This window comes from Marinomonas foliarum (assembly GCF_003337275.1).
GTDB classification, from domain to species: Bacteria; Pseudomonadota; Gammaproteobacteria; order Pseudomonadales; family Marinomonadaceae; genus Marinomonas; species Marinomonas foliarum.
The window spans coordinates 29,523-47,786 of sequence record NZ_QPJQ01000037.1 but is presented as its reverse complement, the minus strand read 5'-3'; the positions used below and the strand labels follow the sequence as shown (position 1 = coordinate 47,786).

Annotated in this window: 21 protein-coding genes; 18 read left to right on the top strand and 3 right to left on the bottom strand. The window is 41.2% G+C overall.

Annotated features, from left to right (window positions below; all coding sequences use genetic code 11):
- Positions 1-439: 439 nt before the first annotated feature.
- The 15 genes from DFP77_RS16430 to DFP77_RS16360 all read left to right on the top strand — a co-directional run bounded on the left by DFP77_RS16430 (position 440) and on the right by DFP77_RS16360 (position 12,826).
- The gene (locus tag DFP77_RS16430) at positions 440-823 is read left to right on the top strand and encodes a hypothetical protein (RefSeq protein WP_114413308.1); all 384 of its coding nucleotides are present in this window, start codon (positions 440-442) and stop codon (positions 821-823) included.
- A 125-nt stretch (positions 824-948) separates the two neighbouring features.
- A complete protein-coding gene (locus DFP77_RS16425; RefSeq protein ID WP_114413307.1) occupies positions 949-1,179 on the top strand; it encodes a hypothetical protein in 231 nt (76 codons plus the stop codon).
- 19 nt (positions 1,180-1,198) lie between these two features.
- Positions 1,199-1,456: a hypothetical protein gene (locus DFP77_RS16420; RefSeq protein ID WP_239544172.1), complete on the top strand. Its 258-nt coding sequence runs from the start codon at positions 1,199-1,201 to the stop codon at positions 1,454-1,456.
- Positions 1,457-1,583: 127 nt separating this feature from the next.
- Entirely contained in the window at positions 1,584-2,375 is a 792-nt protein-coding gene (locus DFP77_RS16415) for a hypothetical protein (RefSeq protein ID WP_147270566.1), read from the top strand.
- Between the two features lie 35 nt (positions 2,376-2,410).
- Entirely contained in the window at positions 2,411-2,779 is a 369-nt protein-coding gene (locus DFP77_RS16410) for an HNH endonuclease (RefSeq protein ID WP_181858583.1), read from the top strand.
- A 112-nt stretch (positions 2,780-2,891) separates the two neighbouring features.
- Positions 2,892-3,881: a hypothetical protein gene (locus tag DFP77_RS16405; protein ID WP_114413304.1), complete on the top strand. Its 990-nt coding sequence runs from the start codon at positions 2,892-2,894 to the stop codon at positions 3,879-3,881.
- Positions 3,882-4,057: 176 nt separating this feature from the next.
- Complete coding sequence (locus DFP77_RS16400; RefSeq protein WP_114413303.1) at positions 4,058-4,393, top strand: hypothetical protein; 336 nt, start codon at positions 4,058-4,060, stop codon at positions 4,391-4,393.
- A gap of 250 nt (positions 4,394-4,643) precedes the next feature.
- Positions 4,644-5,213 (top strand): DJ-1/PfpI family protein, encoded by a 570-nt coding sequence (locus DFP77_RS16395; protein WP_114413302.1) that lies wholly within the window; start codon positions 4,644-4,646, stop codon positions 5,211-5,213.
- Positions 5,214-5,373: 160 nt separating this feature from the next.
- Positions 5,374-5,733: a ribbon-helix-helix domain-containing protein gene (locus DFP77_RS16390; protein ID WP_114413301.1), complete on the top strand. Its 360-nt coding sequence runs from the start codon at positions 5,374-5,376 to the stop codon at positions 5,731-5,733.
- A 232-nt stretch (positions 5,734-5,965) separates the two neighbouring features.
- Positions 5,966-7,021, top strand: a complete 1,056-nt coding sequence (gene rluF / locus DFP77_RS16385; protein ID WP_114413300.1) for a 23S rRNA pseudouridine(2604) synthase RluF — start codon at positions 5,966-5,968, stop codon at positions 7,019-7,021.
- Positions 7,022-7,577: 556 nt separating this feature from the next.
- Positions 7,578-8,579 carry a hypothetical protein gene (locus DFP77_RS16380; RefSeq protein WP_114413299.1) on the top strand — a complete coding sequence of 334 codons (1,002 nt, stop codon included), beginning with the start codon at positions 7,578-7,580 and terminating at the stop codon, positions 8,577-8,579.
- 2 nt (positions 8,580-8,581) lie between these two features.
- Positions 8,582-9,064 carry an LEA/WHy family protein gene (locus DFP77_RS16375; RefSeq protein WP_114413298.1) on the top strand — a complete coding sequence of 161 codons (483 nt, stop codon included), beginning with the start codon at positions 8,582-8,584 and terminating at the stop codon, positions 9,062-9,064.
- A 220-nt stretch (positions 9,065-9,284) separates the two neighbouring features.
- A complete protein-coding gene (locus DFP77_RS16370; protein WP_114413297.1) occupies positions 9,285-10,562 on the top strand; it encodes a paraquat-inducible protein A in 1,278 nt (425 codons plus the stop codon).
- Complete coding sequence (pqiB, locus tag DFP77_RS16365; RefSeq protein WP_114413296.1) at positions 10,559-12,205, top strand: intermembrane transport protein PqiB; 1,647 nt, start codon at positions 10,559-10,561, stop codon at positions 12,203-12,205. The genes DFP77_RS16370 and pqiB overlap by 4 nt, the downstream gene beginning before the upstream one ends.
- Positions 12,206-12,220: 15 nt before the next feature.
- Positions 12,221-12,826, top strand: coding sequence for a PqiC family protein (locus tag DFP77_RS16360; RefSeq protein WP_114413295.1), 606 nt, complete (start codon positions 12,221-12,223; stop codon positions 12,824-12,826).
- Here the strand turns inward: DFP77_RS16360 and DFP77_RS16355 are convergent.
- Together DFP77_RS16355 and DFP77_RS16350 are read right to left on the bottom strand one after the other, a co-directional pair.
- Complete coding sequence (locus DFP77_RS16355; protein WP_114413294.1) at positions 12,802-13,665, bottom strand: alpha/beta fold hydrolase; 864 nt, start codon at positions 13,663-13,665, stop codon at positions 12,802-12,804. The two genes, DFP77_RS16360 and DFP77_RS16355, sit on opposite strands and share 25 nt — an antisense overlap.
- Before the next feature lie 192 nt (positions 13,666-13,857).
- A complete protein-coding gene (locus DFP77_RS16350; RefSeq protein WP_114413293.1) occupies positions 13,858-15,144 on the bottom strand; it encodes a cation:proton antiporter in 1,287 nt (428 codons plus the stop codon).
- A gap of 344 nt (positions 15,145-15,488) precedes the next feature.
- Here DFP77_RS16350 and DFP77_RS16345 point away from each other — a divergent pair, with 344 nt between their 5' ends.
- From DFP77_RS16345 to DFP77_RS16335, 3 genes are all read left to right on the top strand, one after another.
- On the top strand, positions 15,489-15,794 hold the full coding sequence (locus DFP77_RS16345; RefSeq protein ID WP_114413292.1) for a hypothetical protein: 306 nt from the start codon (positions 15,489-15,491) through the stop codon (positions 15,792-15,794).
- 333 nt (positions 15,795-16,127) lie between these two features.
- On the top strand, positions 16,128-16,991 hold the full coding sequence (locus DFP77_RS16340) for an oxaloacetate decarboxylase (protein WP_114413291.1): 864 nt from the start codon (positions 16,128-16,130) through the stop codon (positions 16,989-16,991).
- A 48-nt stretch (positions 16,992-17,039) separates the two neighbouring features.
- The gene (locus DFP77_RS16335) at positions 17,040-17,468 is read left to right on the top strand and encodes a GNAT family N-acetyltransferase (RefSeq protein ID WP_258861198.1); all 429 of its coding nucleotides are present in this window, start codon (positions 17,040-17,042) and stop codon (positions 17,466-17,468) included.
- Positions 17,469-17,560: 92 nt separating this feature from the next.
- Here the strand turns inward: DFP77_RS16335 and DFP77_RS16330 are convergent, their stop codons facing one another.
- The gene (locus DFP77_RS16330) at positions 17,561-18,244 is read right to left on the bottom strand and encodes a P-loop NTPase family protein (RefSeq protein ID WP_114413289.1); all 684 of its coding nucleotides are present in this window, start codon (positions 18,242-18,244) and stop codon (positions 17,561-17,563) included.
- Positions 18,245-18,264: the final 20 nt, after the last annotated feature.

Sequence of the window (18,264 nt, the reverse complement as noted above, 5' to 3'; positions counted from 1 at the left end):
AACAGCATCTTTGTGCTCAGGTCGCGCACGAGCTCACCGATTTCCCGATGCGATAAGTGCTAGCTAAACACCCATCAAGAAGAGATACAAGGTCGCGCCTTTAGGCCGACAATCAGCTGATTATGACTGTATATACAGTCTATTTTTGAAATAAAAGCATCTTTGCGCGTTTAGCCATTTTAAATAAATCAATAGTGCGCGCTTTGTACTAGCAGGAATAAAGAAAGTCTCCTAATATCAATGAATAAGGATTCACAGAGCAGAAATAACGCGCTGTGGATAAATGGAATAACGCGCATGCTCGTTTTTCCTCTTTTGATTTTTGTGGATACCAATTAAAAAGTATTATTCTTCAGAAAGTTAAAAGGATTTTTGAGTGAAATTAAAAAGGTGTAAACGCGCATGCGCACTATTAAAATGTTAACATTCAGGAGATATCATGGAACTGGTCGAAGAAATATTGAAGTGGCCTGTAATTATTCAGGGGGCTCTAGGCTCTTTTCTATTCTGGTTTATATTGTGGGCTGGGCAAAAGAGTGTCAATTTCGCATCAACTAAAGTAAGCGAAGAGAAAGAAACTGCAATTTATTTTGCAAAAACATTTGCCGAGTCCGAGATTGGTAGCGATATTCAAGATAGGAGCTTTCAAAATAGTATGTATGGCGCGCTACACTATTTTGTGAAATCAATTTTGGTAATAGTTATGTCGATGTTGTTAGGTTACTTATTGCCAGTTTTTAAACTGGTTGGTTTTTTGATTGCTGCATATTTCCTATTTCGCTCGCTTTCTTATGTTCCGCATTTTGATAGCTTTGAAAAATAGCAGTGCTTTCGCACAAACAGAATGTTAACAAGGCGCTCAAGCGAGGACCCAGCAAGCTGCGCCGCTTAGCTTGGCGTTAAGCAGAGTTTGGAGTCAGATGAAAAATAGCAAAAAAAGAGTATCTCATGAACATTCAAGATGAATTTAAATTTCTTGTTTCAGAGTTGTTGGCTGTTCCAGATGAGGTAAGAGAAACGGAAATTTTGGAAAGACTTGATTATCTATCTCCTGACCCAGAATACACCGACTACATATATCATTCAGATGAATTTGTTAATGAGGATGGTAACTTTGATTTGGAGCGATATACCATCAAAGTTTTCAGTTACAAACCAACAGAATTTGGGGGCAGATGAAAATGGCACTTAATCTTTATTGATCCCAAAAAACTACGCCAACCCAACCACCGCCCAACAAGCCTGCCAAGACGACCTCATCAAAAGCCAACGCCAAGGCTCCAGCGTCACACTCGACTTACCAGGCAACCCCAAACTCGTCGCAGAAGGCATCCTCACCCTAAACGACACCTTCCCACCGGAAATGAAAGGCAACTGGAGCATAGACAAAGTCACCGTACGAGGCGACAACAAAGTAGAGTATCGGTGTATGGCTGTTGCAACTGAAGTGGTTTGAGATTAATTTAACTCTGACCCTAATTATTTTTTAAACTGATTTTAAACAGTTGGCTGTTTTCACTTCGTTCAACATTATAGCCAACAATTTAAAACCGCTTAATGCGGCGTTAGCACTCGGATAGAGCATGGAATATATGTCTACTTTATTTATATCTATTTTAAGCGGTCTTATAGGCGCATCAATAGCTGCTTACTTTAATTATCGGATCAGGTTGTCGCTAATAGAAAAGGATAAGAAAGATCAGGAGCAGAAGCTGGCCTACGTTTATGTGGTTCAACTTAGCCAGTACCCTGCAATTCAAATATGGATACGTAGCTTTTTAGAAAAAGCTCTGGAACAACTAGATGAGCCGCTGCCAGAGGGTGAATTTGAAATCGAGCATGCTGCATCAGTATATTTAGAGGATGCACTCAAAAATATTGACGAAGAGTTTTTTGAGCATGTCGAATCTATTGAAAAACTAATTGATCAAATGATGGATGGTTTTTCAAACACGTATCTGTCTAATGAAGATCAGGCAAAATTACCCAAAAATACTGTAATGCACTATCAGCGCTACGAGCATTATCTTAAATCAACAGTCGCCTCCTTTAAGATGTTCAAGGTTGCGCTGGCTAATAAAAAGCTTTTCAAACTTATTGATGCCAAGCAAATTAACTCTTTAATTGAAAACGTTAAGTCTCTATTTGATTCTGCTGGCTTACTAAGAGCGGCCATGGCAGAGTACGGAGGTGTTGGTAGTAATATGTCCCAATATCTTCTTGAGCAACAATATGAGTTTTTTAGGGTAAGTGTTGGTAAAAGTTTTGAGCATGACCAAAAACTGGCAAAGGCACGAGCTCACCTTGAAGAACATGGGGAGTTAAGTGCTAACAAATCAAGCAAGAAGGACACCGTTACCGGTGCCTCTTCTTGAGGCGTTAGCTTACAAAACGAGTTTGGATGAACAATATGATTGAAGCATTAGTTAATACTGGTCAATGGGGGGAGAATGATGTGATCCTCGGAATTAGAGCCGGATTTAAATGTGAGTATTGCGATAAAGATTTATTGGCTTCTGTGGATAATTACAAGGAGTGGCAAAGAGATCATATTATTCCTTTGTCTAAGGGTGGTGAGGATATTAATGAGAATATTGCCATATCTTGTAAAACTTGTAATGTGAACATCAAAGGGCGCTGGAATCCTGTTAGTGAATCAACTTCTGAGAACCCTACAAGACAAGAGTTAATTAGTATAGTTCGAGAATATGGTATTAAACGCAGAACCAAAATGTTAAGTGATATATGTTTATTCAGACAAATTGTGTTCGCAAAGTAAGCTAACAAAACACTCAATTAGGACAAATAGAAGCTGGCTGTTGCTCCTGCGTCGCTATTTTAGCCAACTTTTATTTGCCTCTTAGTGAGACGTTCAAACTCTAAGGGTTATCGTGCGTAATTTAAAATATTTATGGCTAATCGCAATTATTAGCTATTCCGGCCTGAGTCACAGTCAGACTAATCTTCAGTTTTTATCTCAAAAGGAAGCCAAGGAAATTCTGACAGCTGAAGATGATTTTATATCTAGACTTAGCATTTTTGATATGTCTTCAAGAATGAAAACGGATCAAGATGTAAGTAAGGAAGAATTCCTAAAATTTGTCTCAGATAGCGCGCTTAATTGGCGCGACAATGAAACCCTAAGAGTTACACAAGCATTCAGAGGTATCACTAATCAACTTGAAAGGCTGAATGTTGAATTGCCCGCTGTAATTCAAGTAATACTTACCTCTGGAAAGGAAGAAGGAAATGCTGCTTATACTCGAGGAAACGCAATAATATTACAGCGTGAAAAGCTGTGGTCAGAAATAGAGCTGACAAGGCTCATGGCACATGAGATATTTCACATATATACTCGTAATAATCCCTCTCAAAAAGATGCTCTTTATAGGGTGATTGGATTTTATTCAATACCAGAGGTTGAATTTCCTCTTGGCTTAAAAGATCGTAAGATTACGAATCCTGATGCTCCATTAAATAACTACGCAATAAAGGTTACCATCCACAATTCTCAAATGTGGGTTGCTCCAATTTTATTCTCTTCAACACCTCGATACATGACAGATAAGGGAGGTGAATTCTTTAACTACCTCGTATTGAAATTGCTAGTTTTGAAAGATGATAAAGGCATCGATGTCTACTCCCCTAACAACCCAAGGATTGTAGGCCTTTTAGAGGTCAAAGGGTATTTCGAGCAAGTCGGGAAGAACACAAATTACATTATCCATCCCGAGGAAATACTGGCAGACAATTTTGCATTAATGGTTTTAGATACACCAGATATTCCATCACCTGAAATAATCAATCAAATCCGCAAAGTTTTGGAGCGATCGAATTTGAACAAGTCAATGCAATCGACCGCTAAAGCGGCGCTTGATTGAAGCGTTGACCCTCTCATTGAGTGCTGATGTTAAGAACAATAGTTCAATTATTATCGTTAGCGGCTCATGGAAATGAATATCTATTGGATCGCCTTGATTAGAGCTATTACCCAGATAGCTCAACCTTTAAGTATAGCCTCAGTTCTGGCTACTCAACTTAGCATTAGGCGTTTTTAATGTTGAATCTTACTAAAGGAAGTAAAGCTGTCGTTGTATTAGCAGTACTTTCTATAGTGTTGTTTTTATACATGCTTTATTTTCGTGCTTTTATATACGCAGACATGTATATCGCGCCAGGCGAACCGTACGGGATATCAGACATCATTGAGCTTTTGCTTGGCGCTGTGTTTATTCTGCTATCACTTGTTTCGGTGGTTGTCTCTTTGGTGTTATTTATTCGTGGCGCAACACAATCCAAAGTTTGGGCAGTCGGTCTAGTTGTCACTCATGCAATTATGTATTTATCGTTTGTTTCAATGCATGCTCTGGCAGCAAGTTATGGTTCAGCGTAAGAAGATTAGCCAGCCTTACCTCAACAAAAAATGAGCGTCTCGCTTCGTTCTGTGTCGGCCTAAAGGCGCGACTTACAAAATGAAAGCTTCGCTTTCAGCGTCAGATCACGCCTCGTTCCTCGTCTCATCAGACCTAGGTTTTTTTGGTTCCAAAAGCGGAAGGAACTTAATGTAATAACCCTTTAATACCTTTTTTCTTTCTCTAGCTGTTACAACATAGGACGTTTTAAACAAAACAGGAGAAGGTGTCATGTCGAATAAAAAAATCTTAATGATCACGGGTGATTTCACGGAAGATTACGAAACTATGGTGCCGTTTCAGGCGTTGATGAGTGTCGGTCATACGGTGCATGCTGTGTGTCCAGATAAGAAGTCTGGCGACACGGTGGCGACGGCGATTCATGATTTTGAAGGTGATCAAACGTACACGGAAAAACCGGGGCACCGATTTGCGTTGAATGCGACTTTTGCCGATATCAAGGTAGAAGATTACGATGCTTTGGTGATTCCTGGTGGCCGAGCGCCTGAGTATCTTCGTTTGAATAAAGCTGTGGTTGCTATGGTTAAGCATTTCTTTGATAGCAATAAGCCGGTGGCGGCGGTGTGTCATGGTGCGCAGTTGTTGGCTGCGGCGGGTGTGTTGGAAGGCAGGAAGTGTTCTGCTTATCCTGCGTGTCAGCCTGAGGTGGAGCTTGCGAAAGGGGAGTTTATGGATATCCCCGTGGATCAAGCGATGACCGATGGTAATTTGGTAACAGCACCAGCGTGGCCTGCCCATCCTGCTTGGCTTGCTCAGTTTTATGTTTTGCTAGATAAATAACAAGCTGAGAGTTGATGAGTACATTGGGACGGATTTTATTTTGTCATGAGGCAGTAAAAGTTAAATTCGTCCGACTATTTTTCCTTTTCATCAGCTAGACTGTTTGCATTGAGTTATTTCATTCCAATAATAAAAAACGTCATTCAATAGGAAAAATACAATGTGTAAGCTCTTCGTGAATTCAGATCCTAGTCTATGGGAAAATGTCACTCGTTCTTTGCGTATTGATGGCATGGTCACCAGTATTCGATTGGAAAGTTTCTTTTGGTTTACGCTGGAAGAGATTGCCCAGCGCGATAAGTTGTCTTTGTCGCAGATGATCGCCAAGCTGAATCATGAAGCCTTGGATGCAGGCCATAATTTGGATAATTTCACGTCTTTTCTCCGAGTGTGTGCGATGCGTTATCTGCATTTGCAGACCATCGGTATGTTGCCTCATTCCCATGAAGTGAGCATCGCGTCTCTTAATACAGATCGTATTCTTGAGCAGGAAAAGTATTATTTAGAAACGCATCATTAGTCCTCGCTGTTGCGTGACTTTGGTTTTCTCCTGGAGTTTCAGCGCTGTGACAAATTCCGTTTCTAGTAAACGCCCAAAATTCATTCATTCCTTATAATATAAGGCGTTTGTATGCAGCACTAAAATGCCTGTCGTATTTCCTATATAATGTGCGCCATCTCGTTGTTGACGATTCATTCAGTTTAGGCTTTTCATTGTTAGGAAGGCTTTTTATTAGGTAATACGGCACTTTATGTTTAATGCTTCTTCTACTCGTTTAAATAAATACATCAGCGAAAGTGGTATCTGCTCTCGAAGGGACGCTGACCGCTTTATTGAACAAGGTAATGTGTTCATCAATGGCAAGCGTGCTTCGGTGGGCGATCAAGTGGTTGCTGGCGATACGGTGCGAGTGAATGGGCAAATTATCGAGCCGCAAGATGCGGATGATTTTGTTTTTATTGTGCTGAATAAGCCTGTCGGCATTGTGAGCACCACGGAAAGCGCCGAGAAAAATAACATTGTCGATTTTGTTAGCCATGGGGTGCGTATTTTCCCTATCGGTCGTTTGGATAAAGATTCTCAGGGGTTGATCTTTTTGACCAATAATGGCGATCTGGTCAACAAGGTATTGCGTGCCGGGAATAACCACGAGAAAGAATATCTAGTGACGGTGAATAAGCCGATTACAGATGACTTTATTGCGGGGTTGGCAGGTGGTGTGCCGATATTAGGGACGATGACGAAGAAGTGTCCGGTAAAAAAGGTCACGGCGAATGTGTTTAACATCACTCTAGTACAAGGCTTGAACCGTCAAATTCGTCGTATGTGTGAGTATTTTGGCTATGAAGTCATGAAGCTTGAACGCACGCGAATTATGAATGTCAGTCTAAAAGGTGTTCCAGTTGGTGAGTGGCGAGATTTAACACAGAAAGAATTGTCTGTGTTGCTTAAGTCTATTGAAGATTCTTCTTCCGAAGCCAGTGCCCCAGCGAAGAAGTCTCGCAATGCGCCGCGTAAAAATACGCGTTCTAATGGTGCGTCAAAACCGAAAGCTTCAACAAAACCAGGCGCGGCGACGAAAGGTAATACTAAGCACCCTAAAGATGATTCTAGAAAGCCGGCGGGTTCGAAAGGAAAAGATCGTCGTCCTTTTGGTGATGGTAAGAAGCCCGCGGGTAATGGTGCTGGTGGAGGTAAACGTCCGACAGGTAAACCAACTGGGGCACCAAAAGGTAACGGTAAACCTGCACCTAAAGGTAAGCGTCCTGCAAACGGTCGTGGCCCTCAGAAATCGTCGCGTCCATAGATAACAATAAAAAGCCCTAATGATGAGTTAGGGCTTAGATGGCTCGAATGTGGTACCACCATGAGATTTAGTGGCTAGCAGGCGAGGTTATTTTCCTAATATAGTGTTGGTTGTCGACTTTTTAGACACCTTCGCTGCTTTCTTTTCTTTGGCTGTTAAAAGCGGTTTCTTTTTTGAATCTTTCTTACTGTTTTGACCCTTACTCATGATATTCACCATTAGTCATAACTGTATAACCTTCGTAGGCTCTTGCCTAGGTTAGGGCTGTTGCCACGCACGGTTGGTATAGACGCCGTGAAAGAGATTACGTAGCTTGCTGAGTATGTTCCTATTGTTGGGCAAGTAAAGCGCTATTTTCATTAGGTCAGTAAGATTATGCTTTTAGGTAAACTTTGTGGAAGGCGTTGTCTAAAGCTGCTTAATCGATGCAAAGTAGTGTGCTGGGCTTGAATCTTGATTCATAATGGTGCCTTTATATGGGATTAGGTTGTTTAAAAGCCAACCAGTCGTGATGGCCTGATTTCAATGTCATAGTGAATACGAATTAAGGATAGTAATGTACACAGACGAAGATTTAAATTTAGCCGTGAAGAAGGGCGTCTTTTCAGCACATTCAGTAGAGGAGTTCCGTCAGCTTGTATCGTCTTCACATGGCTCATCGTCGGTAGATGAAGAGAACTTCCACTTGGTAGGTGGATTTAACGATATTTTTATCGTGATTGCTTGTGCTTTGCTGTTGTTTTCATCGCTTTGGGTGTTGATGTCCATTAATGAAAGCTTGGCGTATTTTGTGTTTGCTGCCTTGTCTTGGGGGCTAGCTGAAGTCTTTGTGAAGCGTCGAAAAATGGCGCTACCTGCGATTGTGTTGCTACTGACTTTTGTTGGTGGAGCGTTTAATTTTGCAGGGCCTTTATTAGGTGATCAGTCTAGCTATGCGGTGATTTTTTCGACCGCAGTGTCTACGTTGGCAGCTTATCTTCATTGGCGTCGTTTTAAGGTGCCTATTACAGTCGCTGTTGGTACAGGAACGGCCTTGGCGTTATTGGGTTCCAGTGTGATGAGCTTTTTCCCTCAAAGCGCAGGGTTTCTGCTGGCAACTTTGTTTTTGTGTGGGTGTGTGGCGTTTGCTTTAGCTATGTATTGGGATGCTGGAGATACCAGCCGAACTACACGTAAGTCGGATGTGGCTTTTTGGTTGCATTTACTAGCGGCCCCATTAATTATTCATCCTATTTTTTCAAATTTGGGCATCTTAGATGGCAATGAAAGTTTGAGCAATATGCTGCTGATTGTTCTTTTGTACTTGTTGATGACGGTGGTGTCTATCTCGATTGACCGTCGCGCTTTTATGGTATCGTCGCTGGTCTATGTGATTTACGCTTTGGTTAGCTTGTTTGATCATTATGGTGGTGTGGGTTATAGCTTTGCAGTGACAGGAGTTGTGGTAGGAGCATCTTTACTGCTGTTGTCTTTTTATTGGCATACTGTTCGATCTGTTTTTGTGCAAAGACTGCCTGAACGTATACAAGTCTACCTTCCAGTGATTAAGAAGGCATAGATATGTTTTTTCGTTTTATAGGTATTGCGCTGATTGTATTGTTGTCTGGCTGTAGCGCCTTAAAGGATACGATGGATGTTCGTAAACCAACAGCATCGGTAACGGGTGTTTCGGTGAAAAGTGTGTCGACAAAATCCATGACATTGCTGGTGGAGGTTAAAGTAAATAACCCTAATTCTTTTGACCTTAAAACGGCGGATGTCGATTTGGATTTATTGCTAAATGAACACAAAGTCGTGAAGATAAATCAGCCTGATGTGAATTTATCTTTGCCTGCCGAAGGCAGCAATAGTATGCGCCTTCCTGTGACATTGATGTTTGATCAAATTCTCGAAAGTGTTGGGGGATTGCCTGATAAAAATGGCCTGAAATATGTTGTGAAAGGGGCTGTGGTGATCAATTTGCCTGTGCTGGGGGACTTTGATGTACCTGTTGATTATTCCGGTGCTCTATCGATGCCTAAAAAGCTAGATATGTTTTTTTAGCTTTGTTTCTAATAAGGAATGTTGCGAACTCGCACTTTGCTTTATAACGAACGTTAACTTATGAAGTTAAGCCGATCATATTCACAATATGCAGTAATGGTAAGTGTAGCGGTTTACTATTTGCTAAAAATATCTTAGATAGCTTGATTATTGTCATAGACCTCGTGTTAGATAGGTCTGTGGCTTTCAGTTAAAGAGGTGTTTAGATCGTGGTTTTATTATGAGTAATTTGCTATTTGATGAAACTATCACGATTTGTGATGAATGCGATTTTGTTAATCGTATCCCGCCACTACAAGCTGGTGAACGCTACCGCTGTCAGCATTGTAACCATGTTTTAGTCAGTGCCCATAAACTTGTACCAGCAAGAATTATGGGGGCTGGTTTATCTTCTTTATTGATGCTTGCGTTAGCTATGAGCTTTCCCTTTTTAGGTTTCTCTACTAATGGCATCGAACGAAGTGTTTCTTTATTTACTACTCTCCATTTGTTGCTGAGTCAGGGTTACTTAGTGCTAGGTGCAATTATCAGTCTCACCTTGTTTGTATTTCCAATTATTTATTTGTTGTCAGTATTATTTTTAGTTTGGTCTTTTCGTCACCCGCAGGAGCATAAATTGCGAGTTATTCAACGTCATAGCCTACGTTGGGTGACGGTGATTCAGCCTTGGTTGATGGTCGATGTCTTTCTTGTTGGTGTGTTAGTGGCGTTGGTGAAAATGAGCAGCTTGGCCGATATTTCTTTTGAACTGTCGTTTTGGGCTTTTTGTGGCTACGTAGTATTGTTGCTTAAAACAGTCGTTTTAGTCGATAAGCGTTGGCTTTGGAATCAAATTTCTAGCAAGTCAGCCAATTTTACTGTGCTTGAGGTAACGGCTAAGCGGCAGGGATTGCTTGGTTGTCATTTTTGTGGCGCAACCCAAGCTATTCATACCAAGCACTGTGATCGTTGTGGCCATTCTGTTTATAGCCGACGACCAAGAAGTATAAGCACTACGGCCGCGTTACTCGTTGCTTCTTTGGTTATGTATATTCCTGCTAATGTGTTTCCTATCATGCAAACTACATTTTTGGGTACTACGGACCCTTCCACCATTATGGGAGGTGTATTATTGCTTTGGTCGTTAGGTTCCTATCCTGTCGCGCTGATTATCTTGATCGCGAGTGTGGTGATACCGCTTGCAAAAGTATTGGCTTTGACTTGGTTATGCTGGCAGGCTTATTTTCCGAGCAATCAACAGACAGGACAAAAAATTAAACTATATCGTATTACTGAGTTTGTTGGACGTTGGTCGATGATTGATGTGTTTGTTGTGGCTATTTTGACCAGTTTAGTACAAATGGGAAATTTTATGTCAATTTTACCTGGGCCTGCAGTCTTGTCATTTACCGCTGTTATTGTATTGACCATGCTGGCAGCCATGACCTTTGATCCAAGGTTGTTATGGGACAAAGAGGGTGGATCTAGTGTTTCTGCTTTGGAAAGGGGTAAAGAGTGAGTGATCCGAACAAGCAAGTCGAAAATATGCGACAAGTCCGATTCAATTCAATATGGCTAGTACCTTTGATCGCCTTAATAGTAGCTGGCTGGATGTTGTATGAAAATTGGGCTAGCCAAGGCCCTGTTATTACTTTGATAGCTTCTAATGCAGACGGACTTGAGGTGGGTAAAACCAAACTTAAATCGCGTAATGTAGATGTGGGAAGGGTTATTGGTATTCGTCTTAGTGATGATTTTGAAAAAGCAATTATTAAGGTACGAATGCAGCATGGTACAGAGCAGATGCTTCGCGACGATGCTAGGTTTTGGGTGGTTAAACCTAGAATTGGTAAAGAAGGAGTGAGTGGCTTAGGAACGTTATTATCAGGTGCCTATATTGACATGACACCAGGCGCTAAGGGCCGATTACAGACAGATTTTACACTGCTAAGTCAGCCACCTCTTTCAACTGAAAATGAAGGGGTTCGTCTTGTTTTGTCCAGTATGGATGGTGCCAAACTTGATGTTGGTGCCTCTGTGCATTTTCGAGGCTACGAAGTTGGCTATGTTGAGAAAGTTGGCTTCGATACCGACAAAGGCGCTATTACTTATCATGTGGTGATCCGCTCACCTTATGATGCTTTGGTGAATAGTGAATCGCAGTTTTGGTTGACTCCTGGCCTGTCATTTAAAAGTTCTGCGAGCGGTTTTGAAGTGCGTCTTGATTCTCTAGAAACGTTTTTTGCTGGTGGTATTTCGTTTGGTCTCCCTACAGGGCGTACGGCAGGTCTGCCTGTATCGGATATGACTTCTTTTCGCTTGTACTCGTCGAGAGATAGTGCCACAAACAACATGTACAGCGAATTTATAAATTACGTGTTTATGTTTGATAGCAACGTGAGTGGGCTCACGCCAGGCGCTGCTGTGGAATTTCGAGGAGTAAGAATTGGTACTGTTTTAGAGGTGCCGTTTAGTGGTATTCCAATGCAAACTCTAACAGGACTAGATACGCCTTTGATTCCTGTTCGGGCTCGTATTGAACCACAACGTTTAAATTCTTTGAATCCTGAAGATGGCATGTCCTTAGCTGAATGGCATGCTTATATAGAAGAAAGGATTGATAATGGTTTGAGAGCATCGCTGAAAATTGGCAACTATTTAAACGCTGCCAAAGTGATTAATATCGATTATGTTGGTAGCCCTCCTCCTGTGAAGTGGAAAGAGTTTGCTGGGTTTAAAGTCTTTCCAACAGCTCCTGATGCCTTTGCTAATATAGAAAGCAAGGTGGGTAGTATTTTAGATAACTTGTCTCAAGTGCCTTTAAATAGTACGTTGGAGCAGGTTTCTGAAACAATGAATGAGGCAAGTGAAACCTTACGTCAGTTGCAACTTGTTAGTAAAAGCGTAACGCAGTTGCTCAATTCGCCAGATACTCAGCAGCTACCCGCCGAGTTGGCAGCGACGATAAATGAGTTGAATTTGACATTAGAAACGTATCAAGCGAATGGCCAAATAGGACGTCCGTTAAGAGAAAATATGGTGTCTTTGGGGCGTGCATTAAATGAATTACAGCCTTTACTTCGTCAACTGAGGGAAAAACCAAGTACCCTAATTTTTGACAGTAAGCCACGTAGTGATGTGCAGCCTAAAGCCGCGAAATAGTACAAGGAAAGAACAATGGTAAAGGTAGGTTTTCGGGTAATCTTGTTGTTGATAGTGAGTTGGGCTGCTGTTGGTTGCTCAACAACGGCAGTGCAAAGCAGTGAATATTTATTAATGGACACAGGGTTGAAAGATGTACAGGCCCTTTCGACAAACAGTACTTCGGTACAGTTAATGCCGGTGGTTGTGGCGAATTATTTAGCAAGTAACGAAATAGTACTAGTGACGAATAATGGGGCTGTACATCGTTCTCAAAGCAATTTATGGGCAGAGACGTTATCACCACAGCTCACTCGTTTAACACAGCAGCGTTTAGAAAAGACGTTGCCAGATATTACTTGGTTTGGTGGTCAGAGATTACCTTCTTATGCTATTGCATTGCTGAATATCGAAGTGGATGATTTTTACGCGGATTTAGATGGTATTGTGCATATTTCTGGGCGTTGGCAGATTATCTCGGCGACAGGTGAGCTCTCTGCATCTAATACTTTTTATGTAAAAAGAGAGTTAAAAGCAGATGGCTACTCGACCATGGTGCGAACCTTATCCGCTAGTTGGTTTAATCAAGTGATTGATCCTATGGCAAAAGAGATTGCTCAGTCGTTTGCTATAAAAGATTGAATGTTATTAAAAACATGCATAGGGTGAGTCATATGAAGGCAATGGCCATTTGCTTCGATTATTTTTAGCTCTGAACTTTGTAATTTTTGTTGTGTGTATTTTCCCACAGAGACGTCAACTAATGAATCATTTGAACTTTGTAATAATAAACAGGGATGGGTTATTTGAGGCAATAACTCTCGGTAGTCAGAGAGAAATGTCGCTTGGGCAAATGGCTTAGAGTAGATGACATCAGTCGAGCAGAAACTAGTCAGTAGCTCATTTATTAAACTGTCGTTTTCATCTGCGTTTGCTTCAATCTGCGATAAATCATTTCCGACTACCATGGGGGCTAAATAATTTCCCCAACCAATATAATCTTTGTCCATTAGCTGAATTAAACCGTCAAGATCACTTCGCTCAAAGCCACCTTGATATTCTTGATCACAATTTATAAAGCAGGGCGAAGGGCAGACGGAGATCATATGGGAGAATAGTTCGGGGCGCTGATCTGCGACAATCCAGCCAATAGTGCTGCTGATTGAGTGACCAACAAAGACGATATCTTGCATATTTAAGTCATCACAAATTTCGATAATGTCTAAGGCATAGCCTTCTAAATGTTGATAGCGACTTTCTTGATAGGCTGAAAAGTCGGAGTTTCCGCAGCCGACATAGTCAAACATAACAACCTGAAAATGCTTTTCAAGCTGTGGCATCATAAAGCGCCACATATTTTGGTTACAGCCGAAACCGTGAGCAAGCAGAATGGTTTGAGTGCCTTTGCCTGATATATTTACATTATTGCGCTTGGTGATATCTGTTGATTGATTAGGTTTGCTTTGCAGCGTTTGTGTCACGGTTGCGCTCTCTCGTGCTAAGTGAATTCTGGGCGTCTGTTCCTATAAAAGTATTTTATGATGTTAGCGTTATTATTTTACTGATCTATGGCAAGTTTTGTGAAGTGAGTGAAAAATGAAGCTGATTAATCTTGTCACAAAAAAGGCCAACTTGCTGTTGGCCCTTTTTATGATTTAAATCTAGCGTTGAATTTATTTCGATTTTTCTTTCGCAGCTTGGATGCTTTTCTGAATCAACGGGGATATGGTCAAACCTTGTATGATAATGGAAAAAATAACCACTACATAGGTGATAATAACCATGATGTCGTGTAGGTCTAAACCTTCAATCATCATTTGATTTTTAGGAATGGCTGCCGCCATAGCCAACGCCAACCCACCGCGTAAGCCACCCCATGTAAGGATTTTTACCGAGTGCTTGTCGTACTCACGGAATCTTTTGAATAATAAGTAAGGGCTGCCAACACTAATAAAACGCGCCAACAACACAATAGGTACCATAACTAAGCCAAGACCGATGATCTGCCATGTTAGAGGGATGGTAACAATCAGCATGCCGATAATTAGGAAGAGTAAGGCGTTTAAGAAGCTGTCTGTCGCATGCCAAAAATCTTTTACATAACGTGTTCCATCAGGCCCGCGTCTTTTTGATGCCGTTGCTCGCGTAATGTTACCTAGAAGTATACCGCTGGTAACCATCGCGAGCGCACCTGAGATTTCCCAGATATTTGCTAGTGCAAAACCAGCGGAAGGGATGGTCAACGTCACTAGTAAGCGAGTATTGATGTCTTTACAGTTGATGATGACAAAGTGACCAACTAGAGCAATAACAAGACCAAATACGATTCCACCAATAGCGTCGACTAAAAAGAGCTCTGCTACTTCGGCAAAATTCGCTTCTGTACCATAAAATGCGACAGCAAAAATGGTCGTAAAAATAACCAAGCCTACACCATCATTAAACAAGGATTCACCTTCGACTTGGATCGAAATACCTTGTGGTGCGCTCATTTGCTTTATGATTGCTAGTACTGCAATCGGGTCAGTAGGACTGATTAAGGCGCCAAATAATAAGCAATAAATGAAAGGGATAGGGAAGCTGAATAGTGAAAATGCAAAGTAGCTTAAGTAACCAACGATAAAGGTAGAAACTAAGGTAGAAAAAAGCACCAGTATGGTGATTTCCCAGCGTTGCCTTTTTAATGCATTTAGGTCAATTTCTAATGCGCCAGCAAATAATAAAAAACCTAACATGCCTTTTAACAAAAGCTGATTAAAGTCTATACCGGAAACAACTTGTGTAATGAAAAGTGCGGTTTCGTCGCCAAGCATTTTAACAGCAAGAATCAGAAGTAATGAAATTACGACAGATCCAGTTGTGATGGCGATCGTAGTTTGCATTTTTAGTATGTATTGATTGGTAAAAGCGATGAAAACCGCTAATGCCGAAAGAAAACAGATGAGATACCAAGCGTTCATTCGAGAACCTTAACATTTATCAGTAAGAGTGAGAGTTATAAAAGGGTGCATGGGGGATGCTGGGACAGTATGTTATCCCTAGAATTTGCCTCTGTCACTGCTTCACTGTACAAAAAACAGCCCTTAAGTGCAGTTTTTTTTAAAAAACAAGAAAGTTTCTTTCATAAGAGGGTCTTTTTTCGCTCTTTTGGTTTTTTATGTAGGAAAATTACAACCATTTAGCGTATTGCTGTGCATTTTTCGAATAGGCTGAGCGAAAAAATTATTCACCTTTTTTGTTTATCTCTTTTATTCTGTTGTGATGGATAACAGTTATAAATAAAAACAAAATAAGGAAGTCGATAATGCGCCAATTTTTATACAAACCTAGTTTACTTGCCTTCACCATTGGTAGTTGTGTTGCTTATAGTGGTCTAGCGAATGCTGCTACTGCAGTGTCAATTCCACAATTGAGTGAGGCAAAACCTTCTGCCTTAGCCAAGAGTTGTGAGGGATTTACATCTCTATTAACGGCAAACAATACCGTGATTGACTCAGTTGAAACCGTGGCTAAAGGAATGCTTAAACTGGGTGTTAATGAGGTTGAAGAGCATTGTTTAGTAAGGTATGAGCGAATTGACGTCGAACCTATGATGGCAAAGGTGATGTAGAAAGTGCGAAGAGCTTTGCTTGTGAGGTTCCTCAAAGCATGTAATGTTTTGATTGCTATAGAGAGGCTTGCCTATGAAAGTGAGTAAGCCTTTTTACTGCCTCCAATTTTTAATAGCTAATGTGCCGTTTGAAATTGACCTGAACAATATCCCCGATTTTTTCATAGTTTGTAAATCCCTTTTATTTCGCTAAGACTCAAGCTTTTTTGAGTGTCATTTACTTACAAAACTTAACCAGTTGGTTTGAATTAGATGAAGCAAAGGCGTAAGCGGAGTATAATCCGCGGCATTTACACTATATGAAATTTAGTGACGTCTTTTAGGAGTATATTCATGGCAACACCTTCCCAGCACGATTTGCGTAATGATTTTCGAGCATTATTAGCAAGCGGTAAATGTTATTACACTGCTTCTACATTCGATCCTATGTCGGCTCGTATTGCTGCAGATCTTGGTTTTGAAGTCGGGATTTTAGGTGGCTCTGTTGCGTCTTTGCAGGTATTGGCAGCTCCAGATTTTGCTTTGATTACGTTAAGTGAATTTACTGAGCAAGCGACTCGAATTGGTCGTGTAGCGCGTTTGCCTATAATTGCCGATGCCGACCACGGTTACGGTAATGCATTGAATGTGATGCGTACCATTGTTGAGCTTGAACGAGCTGGTGTTGCAGCGTTAACGATAGAAGATACTTTATTGCCAGCAAAGTACGGTCATAAATCTACTGATTTGATTCCAGTAGAAGAGGCTGTAGGTAAATTAAAAGCGGCTTTAGAAGCACGTATCGACCCTATTATGAGTATTATTGCTCGTACCAATGCGGGTCAATTATCGACCGAAGAAACCATTTCCCGAGTTAAGGCTTACCAAGCTGTTGGGGTTGATGGTATTTGCATGGTTGGTATTCGTGACTTTGCTCATCTAGAAGAGATAAGTCAGCATATTACTATTCCAATCATGCTTGTGGCTTACGATAATCCAGAATTGCGTGATCGTGAACGCCTTGCTGCGAATGGTGTGCGTATTGTTGTTAATGGGCACGCAGCCTACTTTGCTGCGATCAAAGCGACATACGATTGTTTGCGTGAGCAACGAGGTATTGCTGAAGGCACTTTGAACGCTTCTGAGTTATCTACGCGTTATTCCACTTTGGAAGAAAACCGCGTTTGGGCAAACAAGTATATGGATGTTCAGGAATAATTCAGAAATCTGTTCAATGTACAGAATGCTAAGGCGAAGGAGTTGTTAGTGCTGCGTAAGATGCTAATTTCCGATTATGATCAAGTGACGGCTTTGTGGGGAAATACTGAGTCCATGAGCTTGCGTGGTGCCGATTCTGAAGAAAACATCACTCTTTATTTAAAGAAAAATCCAGGACTAAGCTTTGTAGTAGAAAAGCAAGGTTTGCTGGTCGGAGCGGTATTGGCGGGCACTGATGGACGTCGAGGTTATTTGCAACATTTGGCTGTTAATGCATCTTCTCGTGGAGAAGGGCTAGGGAAACAATTGGTCAACGCAGTAATTGATGGACTTGCGAAGCAAGGTATCGCCAAAACACATTTGTTTGTTCATGCAGACAATAAGGCAGCCCAAACTTTTTATGAGTCAATGGGGTGGTTTGCAAGAGACGAAGTGCGAATGTTTTCGTTCAACTCTTCCTCTGAGTTAAATGTATAAATCGTAAAGTGCCTGTTCTTCTATCGCATTATTAAAACGTAAAGGGCCAATATCATATTGGCCCTTTTTAATTTTTGCATTTGAACGAACTCTTATCCCAGCTGAGCAAGTTGTGCGTAAGTGTTGCGTAGCCAGACTTTCATGCGTTGGCGCTCAGCAATGTTCATAATGCCCTTATCATTCGCCACAGCCCAAAAACTACTGTTGTTGAAGTCAATTTTTTGTGTCAGTTTGCTTTGTAGTTTAGGTAACTCGATAATTAGAGCATCTCGCTCAAGTGCTTTTTTCATGGTGTCCGATTTTTTGAATCGAGTAAAGTCGCTACCACGACCTAAATTTTGAACAATAACGAAGTCGACTGAAGGTTGCTGATAGCGTTCTAGTAGCGCATCCAATAATGAGACTGAATCAGCGCCATCATCCATCACATGCCAAAGACAAACTTGGTAACCCATTTCATCTAAAAGGCCAAAGACGTCGGTTTCTTCAATCCATTTTCCTAGCGGCTGAGCGGCTTGAGCGGCAAGGTCGATAATTAAATCTCGATCTGGGTATTCTTCAATAGCGGCGAGCATGCCATCTAGACTGTCTTCTTCACCTATTAAAACAGGCGATGAAAACTCGCTGTAAAAACGTGAAAAAGTACTGTGTGAGGCATCACAATCAAACCCTAAAAATGGCTGATTGTTATCTATGTAATATTGAGCTAAAACACGTGCCGTCATAGATTTTCCGACGCCACCTTTTTCTCCACCGACAAAATGAACTTTACCCATTTAGATTTCCTTATAAGGCC

What these genes read in the sequence shown, in the direction of transcription:
- DFP77_RS16430 (WP_114413308.1), top strand. Translation starts at nt 440, where the DNA reads ATGGAACTGGTCGAAGAAATATTGAAGTGGCCTGTAATTATTCAGGGG.
- DFP77_RS16425 (WP_114413307.1), top strand. Translation starts at nt 949, where the DNA reads ATGAACATTCAAGATGAATTTAAATTTCTTGTTTCAGAGTTGTTGGCT.
- DFP77_RS16415 (WP_147270566.1), top strand. Translation starts at nt 1,584, where the DNA reads ATGGAATATATGTCTACTTTATTTATATCTATTTTAAGCGGTCTTATA.
- DFP77_RS16410 (WP_181858583.1), top strand. Translation starts at nt 2,411, where the DNA reads ATGATTGAAGCATTAGTTAATACTGGTCAATGGGGGGAGAATGATGTG.
- DFP77_RS16400 (WP_114413303.1), top strand. Translation starts at nt 4,058, where the DNA reads ATGTTGAATCTTACTAAAGGAAGTAAAGCTGTCGTTGTATTAGCAGTA.
- DFP77_RS16395 (WP_114413302.1), top strand. Translation starts at nt 4,644, where the DNA reads ATGTCGAATAAAAAAATCTTAATGATCACGGGTGATTTCACGGAAGAT.
- DFP77_RS16390 (WP_114413301.1), top strand. Translation starts at nt 5,374, where the DNA reads ATGTGTAAGCTCTTCGTGAATTCAGATCCTAGTCTATGGGAAAATGTC.
- rluF (WP_114413300.1), top strand. Translation starts at nt 5,966, where the DNA reads ATGTTTAATGCTTCTTCTACTCGTTTAAATAAATACATCAGCGAAAGT.
- DFP77_RS16380 (WP_114413299.1), top strand. Translation starts at nt 7,578, where the DNA reads ATGTACACAGACGAAGATTTAAATTTAGCCGTGAAGAAGGGCGTCTTT.
- DFP77_RS16375 (WP_114413298.1), top strand. Translation starts at nt 8,582, where the DNA reads ATGTTTTTTCGTTTTATAGGTATTGCGCTGATTGTATTGTTGTCTGGC.
- DFP77_RS16370 (WP_114413297.1), top strand. Translation starts at nt 9,285, where the DNA reads ATGAGTAATTTGCTATTTGATGAAACTATCACGATTTGTGATGAATGC.
- DFP77_RS16360 (WP_114413295.1), top strand. Translation starts at nt 12,221, where the DNA reads ATGGTAAAGGTAGGTTTTCGGGTAATCTTGTTGTTGATAGTGAGTTGG.
- DFP77_RS16350 (WP_114413293.1), bottom strand. Translation starts at nt 15,144, where the DNA reads ATGAACGCTTGGTATCTCATCTGTTTTCTTTCGGCATTAGCGGTTTTC.
- DFP77_RS16345 (WP_114413292.1), top strand. Translation starts at nt 15,489, where the DNA reads ATGCGCCAATTTTTATACAAACCTAGTTTACTTGCCTTCACCATTGGT.
- DFP77_RS16340 (WP_114413291.1), top strand. Translation starts at nt 16,128, where the DNA reads ATGGCAACACCTTCCCAGCACGATTTGCGTAATGATTTTCGAGCATTA.
- DFP77_RS16330 (WP_114413289.1), bottom strand. Translation starts at nt 18,244, where the DNA reads ATGGGTAAAGTTCATTTTGTCGGTGGAGAAAAAGGTGGCGTCGGAAAA.